The organism is Shewanella sp. (genome assembly GCF_041630135.1).
Taxonomy (GTDB): domain Bacteria; phylum Pseudomonadota; class Gammaproteobacteria; order Enterobacterales; family Shewanellaceae; genus Shewanella.
In genome coordinates, this window is record NZ_JBFKLW010000074.1 from 1 (window position 1) to 18940 (window position 18940).

Sequence of the window (18940 nt, forward strand, 5' to 3'; positions counted from 1 at the left end):
GCTCGTATCTACTCATGTTATTTGCCTCTTTTGACTTCGCTAAAAATCAAAGATGCATTTAGCATGGGTAGATATACGGGCAAAGCCCATTTGGATGATAACCACCTACTGAAGTAGGTGGTTTAGGGCTGAAAACAAAAATGGCTCCATCAGGAGCCATTTTTTGCATCAATCAGCGGCGGTTGAACACTGCAGCAGCGATATCCCCCCAGCCCGGCTCCTTGCCATACATGCGAATGCCAAGCTCAAACACCCGCGCCGACGCCTTTGACAACCACATGACAAAGGCAACCAGCAGCATCAACGCACCCAACCACTCCCACCAGGGAACGTCTGTACTCAACACCCGCAGCGGCATGGCACCAAAGGAAGTCAGCGGCAGCCAGCTGAGCCATTGCATCGCCAGTCCTTCTGCATTGTCCATGACCATGAAAATGGAACCTATCAACAGGCCTGGCAGCAACATAACCACACTGCGCCCGGAGTGATTCGGATCATCGATGGTAGCGGCAAACCCTGCCAGAAAGCTGTTAAGCAGCAGCACACCCATCGTCAGAAATCCCAGCATACATGCCAGTTCTTTAATCCCCAGCGGATTACTGAAAGATGCCTTGCCACCAATCATGCTGATGCCGTGAATTACCAACAACACAATCACGCCATAGGTTGCAATGGTTTTCAGCGAGAATAGCGACACGCCAATGATTTTGCCGTCAATCCACTCCCGCGGTGACACCAGCGTCAGCAGCTGCTCGGTGACCCGCTGCTGCTTTTCACCGGTGATGGCGGTAAACATCAGCCCGAAACTGGCAAAAAATCCGGTCATCAGAATGCCGAGAAACACCATGCCGACGATGCGTTTAAGCTTACGCACCTGCTCTTCTTCCTCTGTTTCTCGGGTAAAACTGAGATGAATCTCAGGTAACTCACCAATGACTTTTTGCTGCTCAGCCGACAAAGGCAAGGTGGCTATCAACTGCTGCTGATGCCAACGCTGCAGCTGCGGGGTTAGTTTTTCAAGCCAACTGGTGGACTTCTCCCCCACTAACTCAAGCTTGCCGTCGCGGCTCACCAGCAGCAGGTCCCAATCTTTGCCAAGGGACAATTTCACCGCATCCACTGTATCTGCCGGCACCCGGGTAAACTGGTATCCGACAATGCTGGGCAAGGTCTCTGCCACTACTGCGACCCGATAATCCTTGTCTATCCAACCTTTGATCTGCGGCCAGGCCGACATACCTGCAAAAATCAGCAGCATAATAGCTATACTGGCAAGCTCCTGCTTCCATTTAAGAAAACGCTTAAATTCAAATACGGCAATCTTCCAGCGGATCATACTGCTTCCTCCACTTTCCTGTTGTCGCCACCCACAGCCCGTAGATACAGCTCATGCAGATTCGGCTGTAAGGGAGCAAAAGAAATCAGCTCTCCAAGTGCCGCCAGCTCATTCAACAGCTGCTGCAGACTGGCATCCCTGGCCTTGGTCAGCAACCAGTGGCCGTCAGCCTGTGTTGCAACATCGACAGTGGCCAAGGCTTGCAAGGCACTCAGAGCAGGCTCGGGATTAATGCCTACCTGAAAGCCCTCTGTGGGAGATAACTGAGCCATCACCTCGGCCAAGTTGCCACTGGCCACTGGTTTGCCATGATTAATCAGCAGCATACGATCTGCCAGACGCTCAACCAATGCCATCTGGTGGGCACTGAGCACTATACCTGTGCCTGCATTCCTCAGTTCGGCCAATATCGAAACCACCAGCTCCTGATTTACAGGATCCAGCCCGGAAAATGGTTCGTCGAGAATTAAGAGTTCGGGAGCATGTAAAAGACAGGCTATCAGCTGCACTTTTTGCTGATTCCCCTTTGAGAGCTGGCTCAGTTTGTCGCCACACTTGTCAGTCAATCCGAAACGCTCTGTCCACAGTGCTATCTGACTGTCGATACGAGTCTTCGGCATCCCCCGCAGCTCGCCAATGTAGGTAAGGTTTTGCGTTACCGTTCGGTCCTGATAAAGCCCCCTGTCTTCCGGCAAGTAACCATAATGCTCCCGCGGCAACTGTGCGAGCGGCCTGCCGTTGTGATTGATATACAGCTCACCGGCATCCGGGCAGGTCAACCCCACCAGCATACGTATCAGTGATGACTTGCCGGCACCATTGGGCCCCAGCAGAGCCAGCACTTTGCCGCCCTGAATATCAAGGCTGACGCCATCAACAGCCTTGATAGTGCTGTAACGCTTTTCAAGCAATTTGGCCTGAATATGGATCATAACACCTCCTTATGTAATCAATGAGATTCTAAAGGAAGGTATTGTCAGCAAAAAGAGCCTAATTACAATTAATTACATATAAACTTGGCTTCTCGGACTTTGCGTCATTCCACGGTAAAATCACCGGAAATCCGCTTGCGCACAACCGACATTTACGAAAAGATAAGCCTTTATCTTTTATAGCCCTGAAACAAGGCTTCAGCATGCAACTCCCCCTCAGCAATTTCTATCGCATTCTTTTGGGCATCAGCTTTTTCGCAGCCATGCCAGTGTCGGCCGAGGCCGTAAAGCACACGACTTTTGTCAACGACCCCTTATTACCCCCCAGTGAAATCTGGCGTGGTGCCAGTGAGGCTTTAATGCTGGCGCCGGAACACCCATGGGCAACCCCGTTTGAACAAAGTGGCGGCATCCAAAGCCCTGACTATGAGTCCACCATTGCCTGGCTGGATAAGCTGGTTGAGCACAGTAAATACCTGGCCAAAGTGAGCCTTGGCAAAAGCCCTCAAGGTCGCGATATCTGGATGATAGTGGCCAGCAGTGAAGGACACGCCACACCTGATAGACTGGCAGCATCAGACAAACCCAGTGTGCTGATACAGGCCGGTATCCACTCGGGTGAGATTGATGGCAAAGATGCAGGCATGATGTTGCTGCGGGATCTGGAGCATGGCAATAAAAGTGAATTGCTGGAGTCTGCCAATTTACTATTTGTGCCCATTTTCAGCGTGGATGCCCACGAAAGAACAAGTCAGTACAACAGGGTAAATCAACGCGGCCCGGATACCATGGGTTGGCGCACCAATGCCCGCAACCTTAACCTGAACCGCGATTATGCCAAGGCCGACACCCAAGAAATGCAGCTGATGCTGACCGCCATCAACAGCTGGAACCCCAGCTTATATGTTGATGTGCATGTCACCGACGGTATTGACTACCAGTACGATGTCACCTTTGGCTACAACCTCAGCCAGGGCCTGAGCCCGTCCAGTTTTAATTGGTTGGATAAGGCTTATCGCCCGGCCATTGAATCTGCACTCACCGAGGCAGGCCATACACCGGGCCCACTGGTATTCGCGCTGGATAACACAGATATTCGCAAGGGGTTGTCGCTGTGGAATCCATCACCAAGGTTCTCCAATGGCTATGGCGATGCCCGTCATTTGCCCACTGTATTGATTGAAAATCACAGCCTCAAGCCCTTTAAACAGCGAGTGCTGGGCACTTATGTCATGCTGGAGCAAACATTAAAAACCGTGGGCGAAAAAGCCACCGGCCTGAAAACTGCCATCGTCGAAGACAGTTTCCGCCATCCCCAACAAATTACCCTGAGCTGGAAGGAAGAAGTTCAAAAAGAGGGCTGGGATTTCAAAGGGATCGGCTACAGCCTCGAAAAAAGCCCCGTCTCAGGGGCAGAGATTGTGCGCTGGAATGGGGAACCTGTTACCTACGAGCAATTACCAGTGATTGGCAATACCGCCCCTGACATCAGTGTCAGCCGGCCGGAAACCTATTACATACTGCCTCAGTGGCAAGAGGTAATAAACAAGCTGGCGCTGCATGGTATCCGCTTCGAGCGTCTGCAAAAGGCCACAACCCTCACGCTTGGCCGTTACCGTTTTGATAATCCGGAGTTTGCCGCACAAGACTACGAAGGTCGGCAACGGGTAACGACTGATATCAGCCTGGAAACGGTGGAAACCACATTACCCGTGGGCACGGTCAAAATCAGCACTGAGCAGGCGCTTGGAGATTTGGCCATTTTACTGCTGGAGCCCCAATCACCCGACTCATTGCTGCAGTGGGGACTGTTCAACCCAATCTTTACCCGCACTGAATATATGGAGCTGTACGCGGTAGAGCCGATGGCCGCCGATATGCTGACCAAAGACCCAGCCCTTAAAAAGGCCTTTGACGAGGCCCTCAAAGATGAAGCGTTTGCCAAAGATCCCGCAGCACGTCTGCGCTGGTTCTATGAACGAAGCCCATACTACGACAGCGAGTACCGCAAATACCCGGTTTATCGCAGTCTGTAGTAACCAAGGCCCCCGGCATTGCCGGGGGTTAATCTCCCTGATGCTTTGGCCAGCCTATAACGGATGCATTAGCCCAGTTACCACACGCGCCCCGGGTGGTACCTTCCGTTTGCAAGCTTAAGATTTCAACACCGCGGATATCCAACTCAGGCTTAACCACCGCAGGAGCTTCAATCAGCCCCGAGTCGTACATCAGCTTGCCATCACCGAAAATCCTGAAGTACATGCCGCCCCCGGTCTTGCAACTATCGTCGATACCAAGGTCGGCCCGCAGCAGCTGCCAGTTGCCTTCAAGGCGATAATCGACCCTGCTGTTGGCAGCCATCCCCAACCCCTTGCTGAACTTAAGGCCGTTCATACTCATGGGTTTGCCACCAATGGCAGTGTTAAGCGCCACACGGCTGGCCACGGATTTATCCAGCTTTTGCGGCGTGAGTTCGGCGAGGAACTGCTGGGTTTTGGGCGCTTTGGGCTCCGGTGCGGTAAGTACCTTAAACTCACTGATGGTGATGGGAGTAACGCTCTTTGGCAGCAGCGCATTGAAGGCGCCGCCCTGACTCTTGGCGGCAGTCACCATGGGGTCATTGCCAAGCTCATTCTGGGTGCTCAGAACCCTGAAACGCAGCAGGCTGCCGGGCTTGGGTGCAAACTCCACCTTCTGCATGGTTTGGGATTTCTCCAATCGCCCCTTGGCCACCGGTTCGCCCCATTCGCCATTGTTTTCACCCAGGTAGACCTCATAGTCGGCGACCTGGCCGTACTCCCAGTGCTTGTCGTTACGGGGGGCGATTTCAAAACCGGCAATAAAGCGGCGCTCACCAAGAGCCAGGGTAAACTCGTGGGCACCGGTTTTTTGCGCCTGATCCCGCTTGGTTCTGAACCAGGTATCCGGATTGCCATCGAAAGCATTTTCCAGCGGATGCCCGGATTCTTCGGCCGGGCGGGCAAGCACCAGCAGGCTGTCGGCAGGGATTTCATTGCCAAGCTCGGGTGCCTTTGAATAACCTGCGGTGGCGGCAAGCGGCTTGGCGTCATCAATTTCCAGCTTGATATCCAGCACCTCCCGCACCGAGACTGTCCCGGTTTTTACCAGCACAGTGCCGTATTTGGTAACCGAATAAGCCCAGCCACTTTTGGCCTTGGCGAGCGCAGATTCATCCTTGAGGGCTTTAAGCTTTTTACCATCAAGCAGCACAGCCTCTGGTTTTGCGCGGGTATGCAGCCACAGCTCGTAGACGCGCGCTTCATCCTGACCGTCAAACTTGCCCTCTGCCGCGCCTATGCTGACCTCAATATCACCGCCCTTTCCCTCGCTCGCCTTCACCGCAAAGCGCTGGCGGGCAAACTCACCCTGCTGGTAACGGCGGCTGTTGCCGTCGTCTTCATACATCAGGTATTCAGACTCACCATAGGGGTAGATATCCAGGGTCAGCACATCCTTGGGCTTATGCCCGTCGTACAGTGCCTCTGGGTACATGGGGATAATGGCCCCGCCACGGACAAACACCGGGATGGTATTCAAGTCCACCTGATAATCGATGCTGGCGCCACCTTCGGGGGCATCAACCACCCGGCCATCCCAGTAATCAATCCACTGGCCCTTGGGCAGGTACACATCTTCACGCCAGCCCTTGCTGGCCGTCTGCGAGCGGTACACGGGGGCCACCAGCAAGTCTTTACCCAGCAAAAACTGATATTTATGCGCTTCTGTGTTGGCAGTTGGGTCGTCGCTGTAGTCCCACATCAGCCCGCGGACGATAGGCGCGCCGGTCTGCTCTGTCTCAAATGCCGTGGTGTACATATAGGGGGTGAGGCGCATTTTCAGCTTCAGATAGTCGCGGTTGATGCTGCGATAGGGCTCGTCGAACCACCAGGGATGCTTGCGCGCCGCCTTGGACCAGCCGGACATGCCCATCAGCACCGGTGTAAACGCCTTCCACTGCAAGTCGCGGGTAAAGGTTTCCGGGCTGCCACCAAAAATCGCGTCCACATCGCCGGTGGCATAGGCCTGACCCGACAACCCCGAGCCAATCAGGGTGGGAATATGCCAGCGGATGTAGTCCCAACTGCCGGACTGATCGCCGGTCCAGGTCACTGCATAGCGCTGCATCCCTGCCCAGCCCATCACGGTCCAAAGGAAGGGGCGCGAGTCTGAGTTATCCAGAATGCCATCGGCAGCAGCCTTGTTGGCATCCAGCGCATGCTGGTAGCCCTCACCGGTCCAGGCCACATCGAGCTTCTGGGCGCGGGTGCCGGCCTTGCCCACTTCCCAGGCGATTTTATCTACCCCGTCTTCGGTCCAAAGGCCGGTTCTGAAGCCGTATTTTGCAAGCCCTTCAACCACTTTGGGCAGGTCGGTATAGCCGCAGCCATAACCGTCGTTGGGTAAAATCCAGCCGCCGGGCATATCGTGCTCACGATACTTTTTAGCTACTGAATCAATCACATCCGGAGTGGTGCCCGTGGGGCCATCGCTCCAGCCATCGGGCACTGTGCCGGGCTTTTTGACGTTGTCGCCGTCGTTGTAGCAGTCGGCATCGCCGTATTCAAAGGCCCAGCGGGGGATGAGTCTGGCGCGGCCGGTCAGCTCTGTGTAGTCAGCCAGCACCTGCTGAATGCTGCCGGGGGCAAAGAAGAAGGCATCGAAGCGCGCTTCATCATGGCCGAGGCGCAGGGCGTCGCTGCTTCTGAAGTCATAACTGCCGTTGGCCCAGGTGTTGCGCAGCACACCATAGCCCCTGCTCGACAGATAAAAAGGTGCCGGGCTTGGCCTGTCGCCCTCTTCCCAGCCACCGGAGTAAGAGATTTCTAGGCTCTTGCCCTTGAACTCGAAGGCACCATTTTGCTGACCGCCACCGAAGAAGCGCTCGTCGGCATCTGTACTGAGAGTCTGTACGGTGCTGGTGTCACCCAGCTCCAGACTTTGCAGCTCTTCGGTGATAAGCGTTTGATTATCGGCCTGATAAAAGGCAAATCTGAGCGGCGCTTCGTAAATACGCAGTGCAATTACTTCGGTTTTCAGCAGCCGATAGTCGCCTTCATCGCTTAAGCTAAAGGGCACTGCCGGATAATCGTTTTTAATCACTATGGCAGCGGCCTTGCTGCCTTCGCCGACCAGCTTGCCATTGGTGCCCGCCTGAATGCGGATAAGCGCAGGCTTGAGCACATCGAGCTGCACCAAGGCGCCGCTGTCGGTATTGATGCTGACACTGCTGCGTTCGGCATTCAGGGTAACCAGCTTGCCCAACGGCGCAGCAACGGAAGATACACTGAGCGGTGCCAGCACTAATGCCACGGCCAATGCCAGTTGCCCGGGTTTAATCGATGAAAGCCCGAAAGAGGCACGGGGAGTTAGGGTTGCCATAGATGTCCTTTGCTATTGGAAAGCCTGTGACATCCGACGGCCACTGACTCAAGCTTTCCATACTATTTAGCAGCTTACACCAGCGCAACTCGGAGGAGTGCACATCCATATGCTCATCCTGTAGTGCTTGTGACAATACCAGTTGCCAGGGAAGGTGCTTCAAAAAAATCGTAAACGCATAACGCCAGGGATTAAGCGACGGTTTTACACCTGTAAATGATGCGCCACCATCACTTCACCGGCTTGTGCGCCTTGATAGAAAACACCATGGGGATAGGCTTGCCAGCGACGCGCTGGCGGAAACGCCCCGGCTCTTCTTCCACCAAATTGTCAAAGCAATCATAGGGGCTGAAGTCGTACTCCCGCAGCGACTCTACAACAAGCCCGGCATTAGTCAGCGCCGACACCAGCTCACCCAGGTCGTGAGACCAGCTGACCAGGGTGTTCTCGGCCTCACGGCTGTTCTCTGTGTAGCTGCCTTCCTGCTCCACATCGGCCTGGCCGGTGTGGAAGTAGTCATAGCCATCCAGCAGCGCCTTGATAGGGTGGAACTCGGCGAGGAAAAACAGCCCGCCGGGCTTGAGACAGGCCGCGACCGTGCTTGCCCAGATATTGAGATCCGGCAGCCAGCACAGCACGCCGTATGAGGAATACACCAGATCGAACTCGCCCTGCACCAGCTCACGCGCATCAAGCACATTGCCACAGACGAAGTTCGCTCTGTCATCGAGCTTAAGTTCACTGGCAATGCTTGTTGCGGCGGCAATCGCCCTGGGGGAAAGATCCAGACCCGTTACCGAAGCCGCGCCTTCACGGGCCCAGGACAGGGTATCCTGACCAAAGTGGCACTGCAGGTGCAAAAGGTGCTTCCCAGCCACATCCAGCTCGGCGAGTTCGATTTCCCGCAGGCTGGTGTTGCCAGCCATAAAACCGGGGAGGTCATAAAAGTCAGATTCGAGATGCAGCTCGGTGCGGTTGTCCCAAGCGCTCTGATTAATGGAGAGAAAGTCATCCATGATGGTCAGTATCACTGTTTCAAATAGCCCAGCAGCTTAACTTAAACCTGCTGGCCGCATATGACCAGAAAAAATCTCACAGGCCGCCGGTTTCAATGCCCTCAACCGGATACTGACAGCGGTGCTTTCCGGGGACCGGTGCGCAGCTGCAAATCCATCCGATACAGCCCAAATAGTGGCAGCAATAGTAGAAGTTTGAGCTGAACCGCAACCAACGGAATATTGGGGAAAGGCATCCTGGCCTGTAATGCACTGTACCAAACCGCAATATAGAGACCCGCCAACAACCCAAGGATAGTACGTTGGGACAAACGGCATTCCGGCACAAAATGCCACGCAAACCTGGCACTGCTCCAGCCAACCCAGGCTCCGAGGGCTACATCCTGAGGCCAGTGGGCACCATTGGTGATCCGGCTAAGCCCCACCAAAACCGCCGCCAGCAACATCACGAATTTTATCTCGTTGCGATGACACAAATGCCATGCAATACCCAATAGCGCAAATACGGTTCCCGTGTGAGCAGAAGGAAGGCTGTGGCTTAAACGTGTGGCGCCAACAATACGAATATCATTCAGCAAAGCTGCCGGACGCATGGCATCGAATCCATTCTTAAGGAGGTTGAGCATTAACGCTGATACCGCAATTGCACTCAATACCTTCCAGAGTGCCGATGGTTTACAGCACAGCAACATAAGCCAAAAACAGCCTACCGTGATACCGTTACCCCAATTGGTGACGATGGCCAATGGTGTGTCGGGCACAACCCTTGCCACTTGATTGAGCCACAAAAATCCCTGTTTGCTGGCTTCCGGGACCAGACTGAACAAAACCGTCAGCGCCCCCAATAGAAAAAAGATTAGCTGTCCCTCTGAGGGATTTGTGTTACTCAACTTCATTTGTTGCCCGTTGTTATTATTCTGAAAAATGGCGAGGCATTATCACCACTTCGGACAACTACATGTCAACCTGATTAATACTTTTGTTGCACAACCAACTGTGGATTATTGTTAGATTAAACCTGCGGAATAAAAATAAGACCTTTAAAAACAGAGTGTTATATCATAATGAGCGGATCATAACCTCTTTGGCTGCTTTGCTGAGTTTTTTCACCACCAGTTCACGGCGAAGTGCGTCGCCGCGGCTGCCAACATACTCCTGATAAACCAAGGCAAGCGGGCCGCGGCCGCGCAGATACTTCGCAGCCTTGGGGCCACCGCTTTGATGCTCAGCCAAACGGCGGGGCACATCTGTGGTCACACCTGTGTAAAGCTCACCCCCACTGCAGCGGATGATGTACAGGTTCCAGCCGTCGCTCACTCAAGCCCCCAGTGATGCAGGAAGAAGCCGTATTCCAGCGCCAGATCATCAAACTGGCGATAGCGACCGGACTTGCCACCGTGCCCCGCCTCCATGTCAGTTACCAGCAGCAGTTCATTGCTGTCAGTCTTATAGTCGCGCAGCTTGGCCACCCATTTGGCTGGCTCGAAATATTGCACCTGGGAGTCATGCAAGCCGGTGGTTACCAGCATGTGTGGATACGCCTGGCGGGCCACATTGTCGTAGGGCGAATAGCTCAGCATATAATCAAAGCTGGGCTTTTCATTGGGATTGCCCCACTCGTCGTATTCGTTGGTAGTCAATGGAATAGACTCATCCAGCATGGTAGTCACTACATCCACGAAGGGTACCCCTGCGCTCATGGCCAGATACTTATCACCGGCCATATTGGCCACAGCCCCCATCAGCAGACCACCGGCACTGGCACCACTGGCCACCACCTTATCTTTGGCGCCGTAACCCAGTTTCACCAGCCCATCGGTAACATCGATAAAGTCGGTAAAGCTGTTTATCTTGTTAAACATGCGGCCATCGTCATACCAGGGACGTCCCAACATTTCACTGCCGCGCACATGGGCAATGGCATACACCACCCCTCGGTCAAGCAGACTTAAGGCCGATAGGGAGAAGTCGGGGTCAACAACACTGCCATAGGCACCATAGCCATACTGATACAGAGGGTTGGTGCCATCCTTTTTAAATTTGTCTTTGCGGTACACCACAGACACAGGCACCAGAGTGCCATCCCGTGCAGGTAGCATCAGCCGTTCACTCTGGTAGGCTCCGGCTTCAAAGCCCGGCACCTGCAATTGCTTTTTCAGTACACGCTCACCGGTTTTTACGTTGTAATCGAAGGTGGAATCAGGGGTAGTGAGACTGGAATAGTGAAAGCGCACCCACTCAGAATCCTGCTCCGGATTCAAGCCAAGCCAGGTCACATAGGCAGACTCATCAAAACGGATCTCACTCGGCGTACCACCATCGTGTTGATAGATACGGATATGAGTTTGACCGGCTTCACGGGTTTGCAGTACCAGCGCTGAGTTAAGCACCAGCACATCCTCAATCCGCACCGCATCATCGTAGGGTAACACCTCCCGCCATTTGGATTTATCAGCACTCAGGTGTTTGTCCACCTGCATCAGACGAAAATTGGTGGCCTGCCAGTTGGTGAGCACATAAAAGGTCTCACCCAGCTTAGTGATGGAGTATTCATGATCTTCTTCCCGTGGCAGGAAGGGCACAAACTCACTTAGCGGGGCCTCAGCATCCAGTAATTGCACTTCACTGGTTGTGGTGCTTTGGTGATACAGCAGGATCAGGCTGCCGTCCCGGCTCTTGCCAAGATCAATGAAAAAGCTATCGTCAGCCTCCTCATATACCAGCACGTCCTCACTTTGGGGAGTGCCCAGTTTATGGCGAAATACCTGATAGCCCAGCAGGGTTTGCGGATCTTTGGCGACATAAAAAAGATGTAGGCCATCGTTGGCCCAGATGGCCTCGCCTTCGGTGTTCTCCAATACGTCCGGCAGCATCTCACCACTGGCAATATCTTTAATAAAAACCCGGTAAATACGCCTGCTCAGGGTGTCTTCCCCAAAGGCCAGTAACTTGCCATCCTCACTGACAGTGGTATTGCCAAGGGAATAAAACTCATGCCCGGCAGCACGCTCATTGGCATCAAGCAATATCTGTTCTGGCCCGGCGAGGCTTTGCTTACGGGCAATGATGGGGTATTCCCTGTCACCTTCTACCCGGCGGTAGTAATACTGCCCCTTCCAGTGATAGGGCACTGAGCTGTCATCTTTCACCAGCCGCGAGGTCATCTCGTCAAAAAGCTTTGCTTTTAATTCTTTCCAGCTCGCCATATGCGCCTCTGCATAGGCGTTTTCCGCTCTCAGATACGCCAGCACCTCTGGCTGTTGGCGCTCATCATCCCTGAGCCAATAATAATTATCGATACGGGTGACACCGTGAAGCGCCATCTCATGAGGCACCTTATTGGCAATAGGCGCGACAGGTGTGATCAGATCCTGACGTTGTTGATGAGTACAAGCAGACACAAGTAAACAAACTCCTGCTATCAAGGCGTTACGTTTCATGTTCGCATTCCTTGGCTAAAGGTTTCTCAGGATTATCGGGCATGCAGATGGCATTGAAATGGGCAAGGCCAGCGGCTTTTTATCGTTGCAGAACATAGTGCTGCCACTCAGTGTGATTTGCAAGACAGCAATGGCAAAGCCACTGCACAGACGCTGGACTCGGCCCGGACTTGGTAGGACAATAACGCCGCTGCCGATTGGCAGTTTACATTCTCAGGGCGGGGTGAAATTCCCCACCGGCGGTAAATGAATGGTCTGTGCTTTATAAACTGGCCAATCAAAGCCCGCGAGCGCCTGCGAGCCGAGAGTCGCGCAGGGTCAGCAGATCCGGTGACGCAGCCATGTTGCCATTCCGGAGCCGACGGTGTTGTCCCGAAAGGTACGCAATAGCGGCATCTTTCATTCAGGGGCTCAGTCCGGATGGAAGAGAATGGTGAAACAGGTACTGTCTTGCTGTCTGGTCCATTGGCCAGTCAGATACTGCGATCCGCAACAGACTTTGAGCTGTTGCGATTGTGAAGCTGTGCCTCACCTCTTGCCGGCTGCTGTATACATCCGGCATATCTTTCTGTGCCCTGATCCAATAAATCAATGATGTTAAGGAATTTATTATGGATCAGTTTCAATCTAACCCTTCTTTGCTGGCGCAATTCGGCTCCCCAATCGAGCGGGTGGAAACAGCCTTGTCAGCCCTTAAAAGTGGCCAGGGCGTATTGGTAGTAGACGATGAAGATCGTGAAAACGAAGGCGACCTGATTTTCGCAGCTCAAAGCCTGACCGTGCCACAAATGGCGATGCTGATTCGGGAATGCTCAGGCATTGTGTGCCTGTGTCTCACCGACGAGCGGGTCAGACAACTGGAATTACCCCCCATGGTGGAAAACAACAGCAGCCAGTATGGCACTGCATTTACCGTGAGTATTGAAGCTAAACAGGGGGTTACCACAGGCGTATCGGCAGCGGACAGGGTCACCACCATTCAGGCCGCAATAGCCGATAACGCAAAGCCTGAGCATCTGGCTCGGCCTGGGCATGTCTACCCACTCAGGGCCCATCCCGCTGGGGTACTCGGTCGCCGCGGTCACACCGAAGGCACTGTTGATCTGATGCGTCTTGCGGGCCTTAAGCCCTTTGGCGTGCTGTGTGAACTGACCAATGCTGATGGCACCATGGCACGCCTGCCGGAGATTATCGAGTTTGGCCAACGCCATCATATGCCTGTGCTGTCCATAGCGGATCTGGTGCAGTACAGAGAAGCTCTTCTGGCCAGGACTGCGTAAGAACAGAAATTGACCGGCATTGTTAAGGCGGCCTTGAGCCGCCTTTTTAATCTATTTGAAATCATACGAATGCCTTAATTTCCACATTTTTGATACGGCTTTTGTGAGCTGGATTAGAAATTCTTGTATTAGCCTTTGGCCACTCCAAGAGCGCTGTGCTAAACCTTGCCGACCAACACCCTGACACGGAAGCAAGCAGGGCATGAAATATCCAAGACGGGGCTCTTCAAGATATGGTATCGCTGCATAATTACAGCCTGCGGCAAAAGCTTATTCTGTTTGCCATATTGCCTATCATCATGCTGGGCGTATTCGGCATTATCCGCGCCTGGGGGCTTCACCAGGAGTTTAATAGGGCTCATCGCAATGCCATGGCCATACAGGTTACCAATAAAATCGGTGACCTGATTTATGAGCTGCAAAAAGAGCGCGGATTGAGCCTGAACTGGCTAAGCGATCATCCCAGTACCGACACCCAAGCCCTCGAAGCCCAGCAATCCCTCAGCGACCTTCATTACCGCAATCTGATGCAAAGTGAAGAACTTAAAAAACTGCTTGTTGGTCTGAGCCACAACGATCGCCAATTATTCAATCATTGCCTGACCAATATTAAGAGCCGAGCCAATAGTCTAAAGCTGGTTCGAAAAGCATTGCTGAACAAAACATACTTGGAAAACAGCGCCTTTTTTAACAACTTCAACGATTTCAACGATGAGTTGCTGTTACTGGTGAACCAAATCCAACACCAGACCAATGATGCAGACCAATCCCGGGGATATTCAGATCTGTTGTTGGCACAGCGTATCCAGGAACTCGCAGCCAGAGAGCGCGGCTTGCTCAGCAATCTGCTCAGCTCCGATACTCTGGCGCTCAACACCCTGCAACCCCTGGAAGCGCTGATCCAGGAGCAACTGCACGCCATAAAGTTAGCGGAAGACACATTTGATACCGACCACAGACATCTAATGCGCCAATTTGAGTCTTCACTTCCCAGCCAGCAAGCAAAAGAGATCCGCAGCCAGCTTGCAGAGCAGCGTCATATCAGCCAACTCGCCTGGGAGTTAAGTGCGACACTCGGCTATGGCGGTCTGATCCATCACTTCAAAAATTTCTTATTACGCGGAAATGAAGGCTACGCGACCAAATTTTATCAGGACTGGAAAATCAGCTCCCGGCTGTTGACGCAGCTGGAGAACAGTAAACACCTGCACCACGAACAGCGTCAGGCATTGGCGGATATCCGCCAATCCATGATGCTATACCACACCAATCTGCTTACTGTGCGCGAACTGCGGGCTAAGCACATGCCAGTGCAGCAACTGGATGAGCTGGTTAAAGTTAATGATACTCCCATGATTAAAGGGCTGGAACGCCTGAAGTATCCCGCACCGCCTGTTACGGCGGGTTATTGGCAGGTGCTCGCCACCGAGCGCATTGCCATGCTGCACGATTTAGGGCACCACATCAGCCGCAACATCGAGGAACTTAGTCGTCACCAGATGCGAATGGCGCTGCTGTTCATCAGCATTTATAGCCTGGCCGCGGCTGTCACTCTGTTGGTGTCATTGCTGCTTGGCCGCAAAATCATCGCCAGCTTTATGGGCAAAATTGAAAGCATAGCCAGCGATATGCAGCAAATGGCGGATGACCCCAAGCTTGAGTTGGTTATCAAAACCAAAGGTTCCGATGAAATCGCCAGAATGGCAGAGTCGATGAACAAAATGCTCAAAGAGCGAAAAAAGTACCGTCAGGAACTGGGGCGCGCCGCGGCAGTGTTCGAGTACTCCGCTGAAGGCATTATGGTGACCGATGCCGATAACCATATTGAAATGGTTAACCCAGCCTTTAGCCAAATAACAGGCTACAGCCTTGCGGACGTCAAGGGGCGCAATCCATCCATTTTAAGCTCGCACCGGAACTCCCCCCAGCTGTACGACTGCATGTGGGAGTCACTGCGCAGCACAGATAAATGGGAAGGTGAAATCTGGAATCGCCGCAAGGATGGGCAGGTCTTCCCGGAATACCTCGCGATTACCCTGGTTAGGGATGACGAAGGCCACATAGTGCAACATATTGGCCTGTTCATGGATATCAGCCGCCGCAAACAATACGAGCAGGACATTTGGTACAAGGCTAACTTCGATGCCCTCACTGATCTGCCAAACCGCAAATTGTTGTCAGAAAGGCTGGAGCATGAAATCAAAATGGCTCAAAGAGAATCGCGCAAACTCGCGGTGATGGTACTGGATTTGGACAGATTCAAATTCATCAACGATACCCAGGGGCACGAATCAGGGGATTTGCTGCTAAAAGCTGTATCAGAACGACTGCAAAAAGTCCTCGGCACAACCGACTTTTTGGCGCGCATTGGTGGAGATGAATTTGTGATAGTGCTGCCAAGGCTGGCGCAGGAACAAACCATTGAGCAACAGGCCAAGCATATTCTCATTGCCCTTGGCAAACCCTTTACTATTAAAGGGTTTGCCTTGGAAGTCTCCGCCAGCCTCGGTGTGGGCATTTATCCTCAGGATGGCCCGGATGTAGAGACCCTGCTGGGTAATGCCGAAACGGCTCTTTATGGTGCCAAAGATGATGGCAGAGGCCGGTTCAAATATTTCACTCCGGAAATGAATCAGGCCATGGTGGCACGGCTTGCCATGGAACAGGCATTGAAACGCGCTGTCAGCCGGGAGGAGTTCTTACTTCACTATCAACCGGTCATAGATATTCGGAGCGGGAAAGTGACGGCGCTGGAGGCACTGATCCGTTGGCAAGATCCCGATAAAGGATTAATTGCTCCGGCTCATTTTATTCCGGTGGCAGAAGAAATGGGGCTGATGAGTACTATTGGCGAATGGGTGCTTGACAGGGCGCTGGGTGATCTCGCCAAACTGCATGCTATGGGGCATAGCCTCAGCATGGCCGTTAACGTTTCCGCCTGTCAGTGCGACAGCAAAGGTAGTTGCATCGAAGAACAGCTCAGGAGCACTCTTTCCCGTCATGGCGTGGCGCCGCGCCACCTGCATGTGGAAATTACCGAAAGCATGCTGATGGATAATACCAATCACTGCCAGGAGACCCTGAACCATATCCGTGACTTGGGCTGTGCCATCTACCTTGATGACTTTGGCACCGGCTATTCATCCCTGAGCTATTTGAAGAAATTCCCTATCTCTGTCATCAAGATAGACAAGAGCTTCGTTGAACAGCTGCCCGACTGTGAGTCAGACGCAAATCTGATCCGCGCCATTGTGCACATGGGTAAATCCCTTGGCATGAGACTGGTGGCTGAAGGCATTGAAACCGAAGAGCAACTGGCATTCTTACAGATGCTCGGCAGCGATTATGGCCAGGGTTATCACATTTCCCGGCCACTGCCATTCGACGAACTGACCCGTTGGATTGAAAACAGGTTAACGCAGCACAGCAATCCGTGGGATGCCGTTAATCCGTGATAAAAAAAGCGGCCTCCGGGCCGCTTTTTTACCGTAACCACCCCTTAAACGGCGGCAGACTTCATAATGCTTTCAGCCTCTTTGGTTGCCAGCATTTCCAAATCTTTATCAATAAAGAACAGCGCCTTACCGTCTTCTCCCACTAGGCGAATTTTGTCTACTATGCTCTTGAAAAGCTTTTCTTCCTCGTGCTGCTCGGCCACATACCACTGCAGAAAGTGGAACGTAGAGTAATCATGACTGGTAAAGGCCGCATGGGCCAGATCATTGATTTTGCGGGTAATGGTCTGCTCGTGTTCGTAGGTATACTCAAACAGCGACAGCAGCGATGCAAAATCGGCGCGTGGCGCTTCAATAGTGCCAATCAGCGGCAGACCGCCGGTTTCACTCACGTAGGTGAACAGACGACGCATATGACCCATTTCCTCATCGGCATGGGCACGCATAAAGTGGGCCGCCCCTTCAAATCCCTTGTCTTCACACCAGGCGCTCATTTGCAGATAGAGGTTGGATGAGAAAAATTCGAGGTTAATCTGCTCGTTGAGCTTGTCGATCATTGTGGCTGCCAACATGGTTCGTCCTTCATCTTTCGGTTTTTTTAAGTCGCGGCATTGTCCTTAACCCAGCTTCAAAGATCAACAAAATTTACCTAAACCAATGATTTTTAAATAGTAACACTTATCATTCTGATATTAGCAGCGTTTACATTTACTTACCTTTAACCAATGTTTCGTTTACATCTGCCTATTATGCTTCGCAGCATGCCTGAAATAACCGGCCCCAGCCATGAACCTGACCCACACCAGCACCCGCAACCCGGCTGCCACTACAGTTGCTCTAATGCTAATTCTTATGTTTGGTCTGCTGGCCATTGCCAAACTGCCGGTTCAGCTGTTGCCGAATATTGAGCAGCCACAAATATCCGTCTTCAATAACTGGCGGGCAGCTGCCCCACAGGAGATGGAATCCAACATCATCGAACCGCAGGAAAACGTACTGCGCCAGGTACCCGGAATTACTGAGATGACCTCCAATATTTCTCAGGGATTTGGCAGTATCACTCTCACCTTCGATGTGGGTACCAACATGCAGGAGTCGATGATCAGTGTAATCAACGCTCTCAACCAAACCCCGCCGCGGCCGCTGGATGCCGGCGAGCCCTTTATCAATGTGGGCGGTGGCAACGGCGGTACGCCCAATCTGGCATCGTTGCTGATTTACACCCTGCCGGACAATCCCGAGACCGACCTGTCGCGCTACCAAAAACTGATTGATGATTTGGTGGAGCCCAGCCTACGTAAAGTCACCGGCGTTGGTTCTGTGCAATTGCAAAGCCGGCTGCCCAAAGAATTGCATATTGAATTTGATCCCTTCCGTGCCGCTGCGCTGGGCATCACCCTCGAGCAGCTGCGCACCACTATTTCCCGCGCGGCCGATATTTCGGGGGGCACGGCCAAAGTGGGCAGACGGGAGTACACGGTACGTTTTGCCGGACAATACAAGCCCGAGACCTTAGGGCAACTCATAGTGACCTACAACAACGGCCGGCCGGTATATCTGCACGAAGTGGCAGATATCCGCATGACCACCACAGAGCAGCGCGGCTTTACCAAACGCAACGGGTTCCCGGCCTATTACATCACCTTGCAGGGCACCTTCGACGCCAATACTGTGGTGGCTCTGGATGGGGTCAATCAGGCGATTGCCGAGCTTAATCGCGATGTGCTCAACCCGCAGGGGCTGACCATAGAGTTATCTTTCGACGCCTCTATTCATATCAAGCGCGCCATTTTGTTGGTGAAGGGCAATCTGGGCATTGGGGTACTGCTGGCACTGCTAATCCTCTATGCCTTCCTGCGTGATATGCGTGCCACCCTGATGATTGGCGTGACCATTCCCATTGCACTGCTGGTTGCTTTTATCACCCTGGAAGCCATGGGGCGCACCCTGAACATTATCTCCCTCGCCGGTCTTGCCTTTGCGGTGGGACTGGTACTGGATGCAGCCATCATAGTGCAGGAAAACATAGTGCGGCTGCGCCAGCAGGGCATGACCCTTGCTGAGGCGGTGCTCACAGGTAC

Annotated in this window: 11 protein-coding genes, 1 pseudogene and 1 riboswitch; of the genes and pseudogenes, 4 read left to right on the top strand and 8 right to left on the bottom strand. The window is 53.0% G+C overall.

The window, feature by feature from the left end; genetic code table 11:
• Nucleotides 1–172: 172 nt before the first annotated feature.
• Both ABYK60_RS16290 and ABYK60_RS16295 read right to left on the bottom strand, forming a co-directional pair.
• On the bottom strand, nucleotides 173–1336 hold the full coding sequence (locus ABYK60_RS16290; protein WP_372873071.1) for an ABC transporter permease: 1164 nt from the start codon (nucleotides 1334–1336) through the stop codon (nucleotides 173–175).
• Nucleotides 1333–2268: an ABC transporter ATP-binding protein gene (locus tag ABYK60_RS16295; protein WP_372873072.1), complete on the bottom strand. Its 936-nt coding sequence runs from the start codon at nucleotides 2266–2268 to the stop codon at nucleotides 1333–1335. Before ABYK60_RS16295 ends, ABYK60_RS16290 begins: the two co-directional genes overlap by 4 nt.
• A 263-nt stretch (nucleotides 2269–2531) precedes the next feature.
• On the opposite strand from ABYK60_RS16295, the gene ABYK60_RS16300 reads away from it, so the two are divergent.
• Nucleotides 2532–4304: a M14 family metallopeptidase gene (locus ABYK60_RS16300; protein WP_372873080.1), complete on the top strand. Its 1773-nt coding sequence runs from the start codon at nucleotides 2532–2534 to the stop codon at nucleotides 4302–4304.
• A gap of 28 nt (nucleotides 4305–4332) precedes the next feature.
• On the opposite strand, the gene ABYK60_RS16305 is transcribed toward ABYK60_RS16300, so the two are convergent.
• The 5 genes and pseudogenes from ABYK60_RS16305 to ABYK60_RS16325 form a co-directional block, all read right to left on the bottom strand.
• Nucleotides 4333–7668 (bottom strand): TIM-barrel domain-containing protein, encoded by a 3336-nt coding sequence (locus tag ABYK60_RS16305; protein ID WP_372873073.1) that lies wholly within the window; start codon nucleotides 7666–7668, stop codon nucleotides 4333–4335.
• Between the two features lie 230 nt (nucleotides 7669–7898).
• Nucleotides 7899–8684, bottom strand: a complete 786-nt coding sequence (locus tag ABYK60_RS16310) for a class I SAM-dependent methyltransferase (RefSeq protein ID WP_372873081.1) — start codon at nucleotides 8682–8684, stop codon at nucleotides 7899–7901.
• 101 nt (nucleotides 8685–8785) lie between these two features.
• Nucleotides 8786–9580, bottom strand: a complete 795-nt coding sequence (locus ABYK60_RS16315; protein WP_372873074.1) for a phosphatase PAP2 family protein — start codon at nucleotides 9578–9580, stop codon at nucleotides 8786–8788.
• A 163-nt stretch (nucleotides 9581–9743) separates the two neighbouring features.
• Nucleotides 9744–9989, bottom strand: a pseudogene (locus ABYK60_RS16320) (GIY-YIG nuclease family protein); the annotation flags it as partial.
• Nucleotides 9990–9997: 8 nt separating this feature from the next.
• Nucleotides 9998–12124: a S9 family peptidase gene (locus tag ABYK60_RS16325; RefSeq protein WP_372873075.1), complete on the bottom strand. Its 2127-nt coding sequence runs from the start codon at nucleotides 12122–12124 to the stop codon at nucleotides 9998–10000.
• A gap of 205 nt (nucleotides 12125–12329) precedes the next feature.
• A riboswitch (FMN riboswitch) is annotated at nucleotides 12330–12560 on the top strand.
• Between the two features lie 175 nt (nucleotides 12561–12735).
• On the opposite strand from ABYK60_RS16325, the gene ribB reads away from it, so the two are divergent.
• The gene (gene ribB / locus ABYK60_RS16330; protein WP_372873076.1) at nucleotides 12736–13404 is read left to right on the top strand and encodes a 3,4-dihydroxy-2-butanone-4-phosphate synthase; all 669 of its coding nucleotides are present in this window, start codon (nucleotides 12736–12738) and stop codon (nucleotides 13402–13404) included.
• A 233-nt stretch (nucleotides 13405–13637) separates the two neighbouring features.
• Nucleotides 13638–16859 (top strand): EAL domain-containing protein, encoded by a 3222-nt coding sequence (locus ABYK60_RS16335; protein ID WP_372873077.1) that lies wholly within the window; start codon nucleotides 13638–13640, stop codon nucleotides 16857–16859.
• Between the two features lie 44 nt (nucleotides 16860–16903).
• Here the strand turns inward: ABYK60_RS16335 and ftnA are convergent, their stop codons facing one another.
• A complete protein-coding gene (ftnA, locus tag ABYK60_RS16340; RefSeq protein WP_372873078.1) occupies nucleotides 16904–17431 on the bottom strand; it encodes a non-heme ferritin in 528 nt (175 codons plus the stop codon).
• Nucleotides 17432–17645: 214 nt separating this feature from the next.
• Here ftnA and ABYK60_RS16345 point away from each other — a divergent pair.
• Nucleotides 17646–18940: efflux RND transporter permease subunit (locus ABYK60_RS16345; RefSeq protein ID WP_372873079.1), on the top strand; the 1295-nt coding region annotated here is incomplete at its 3' end.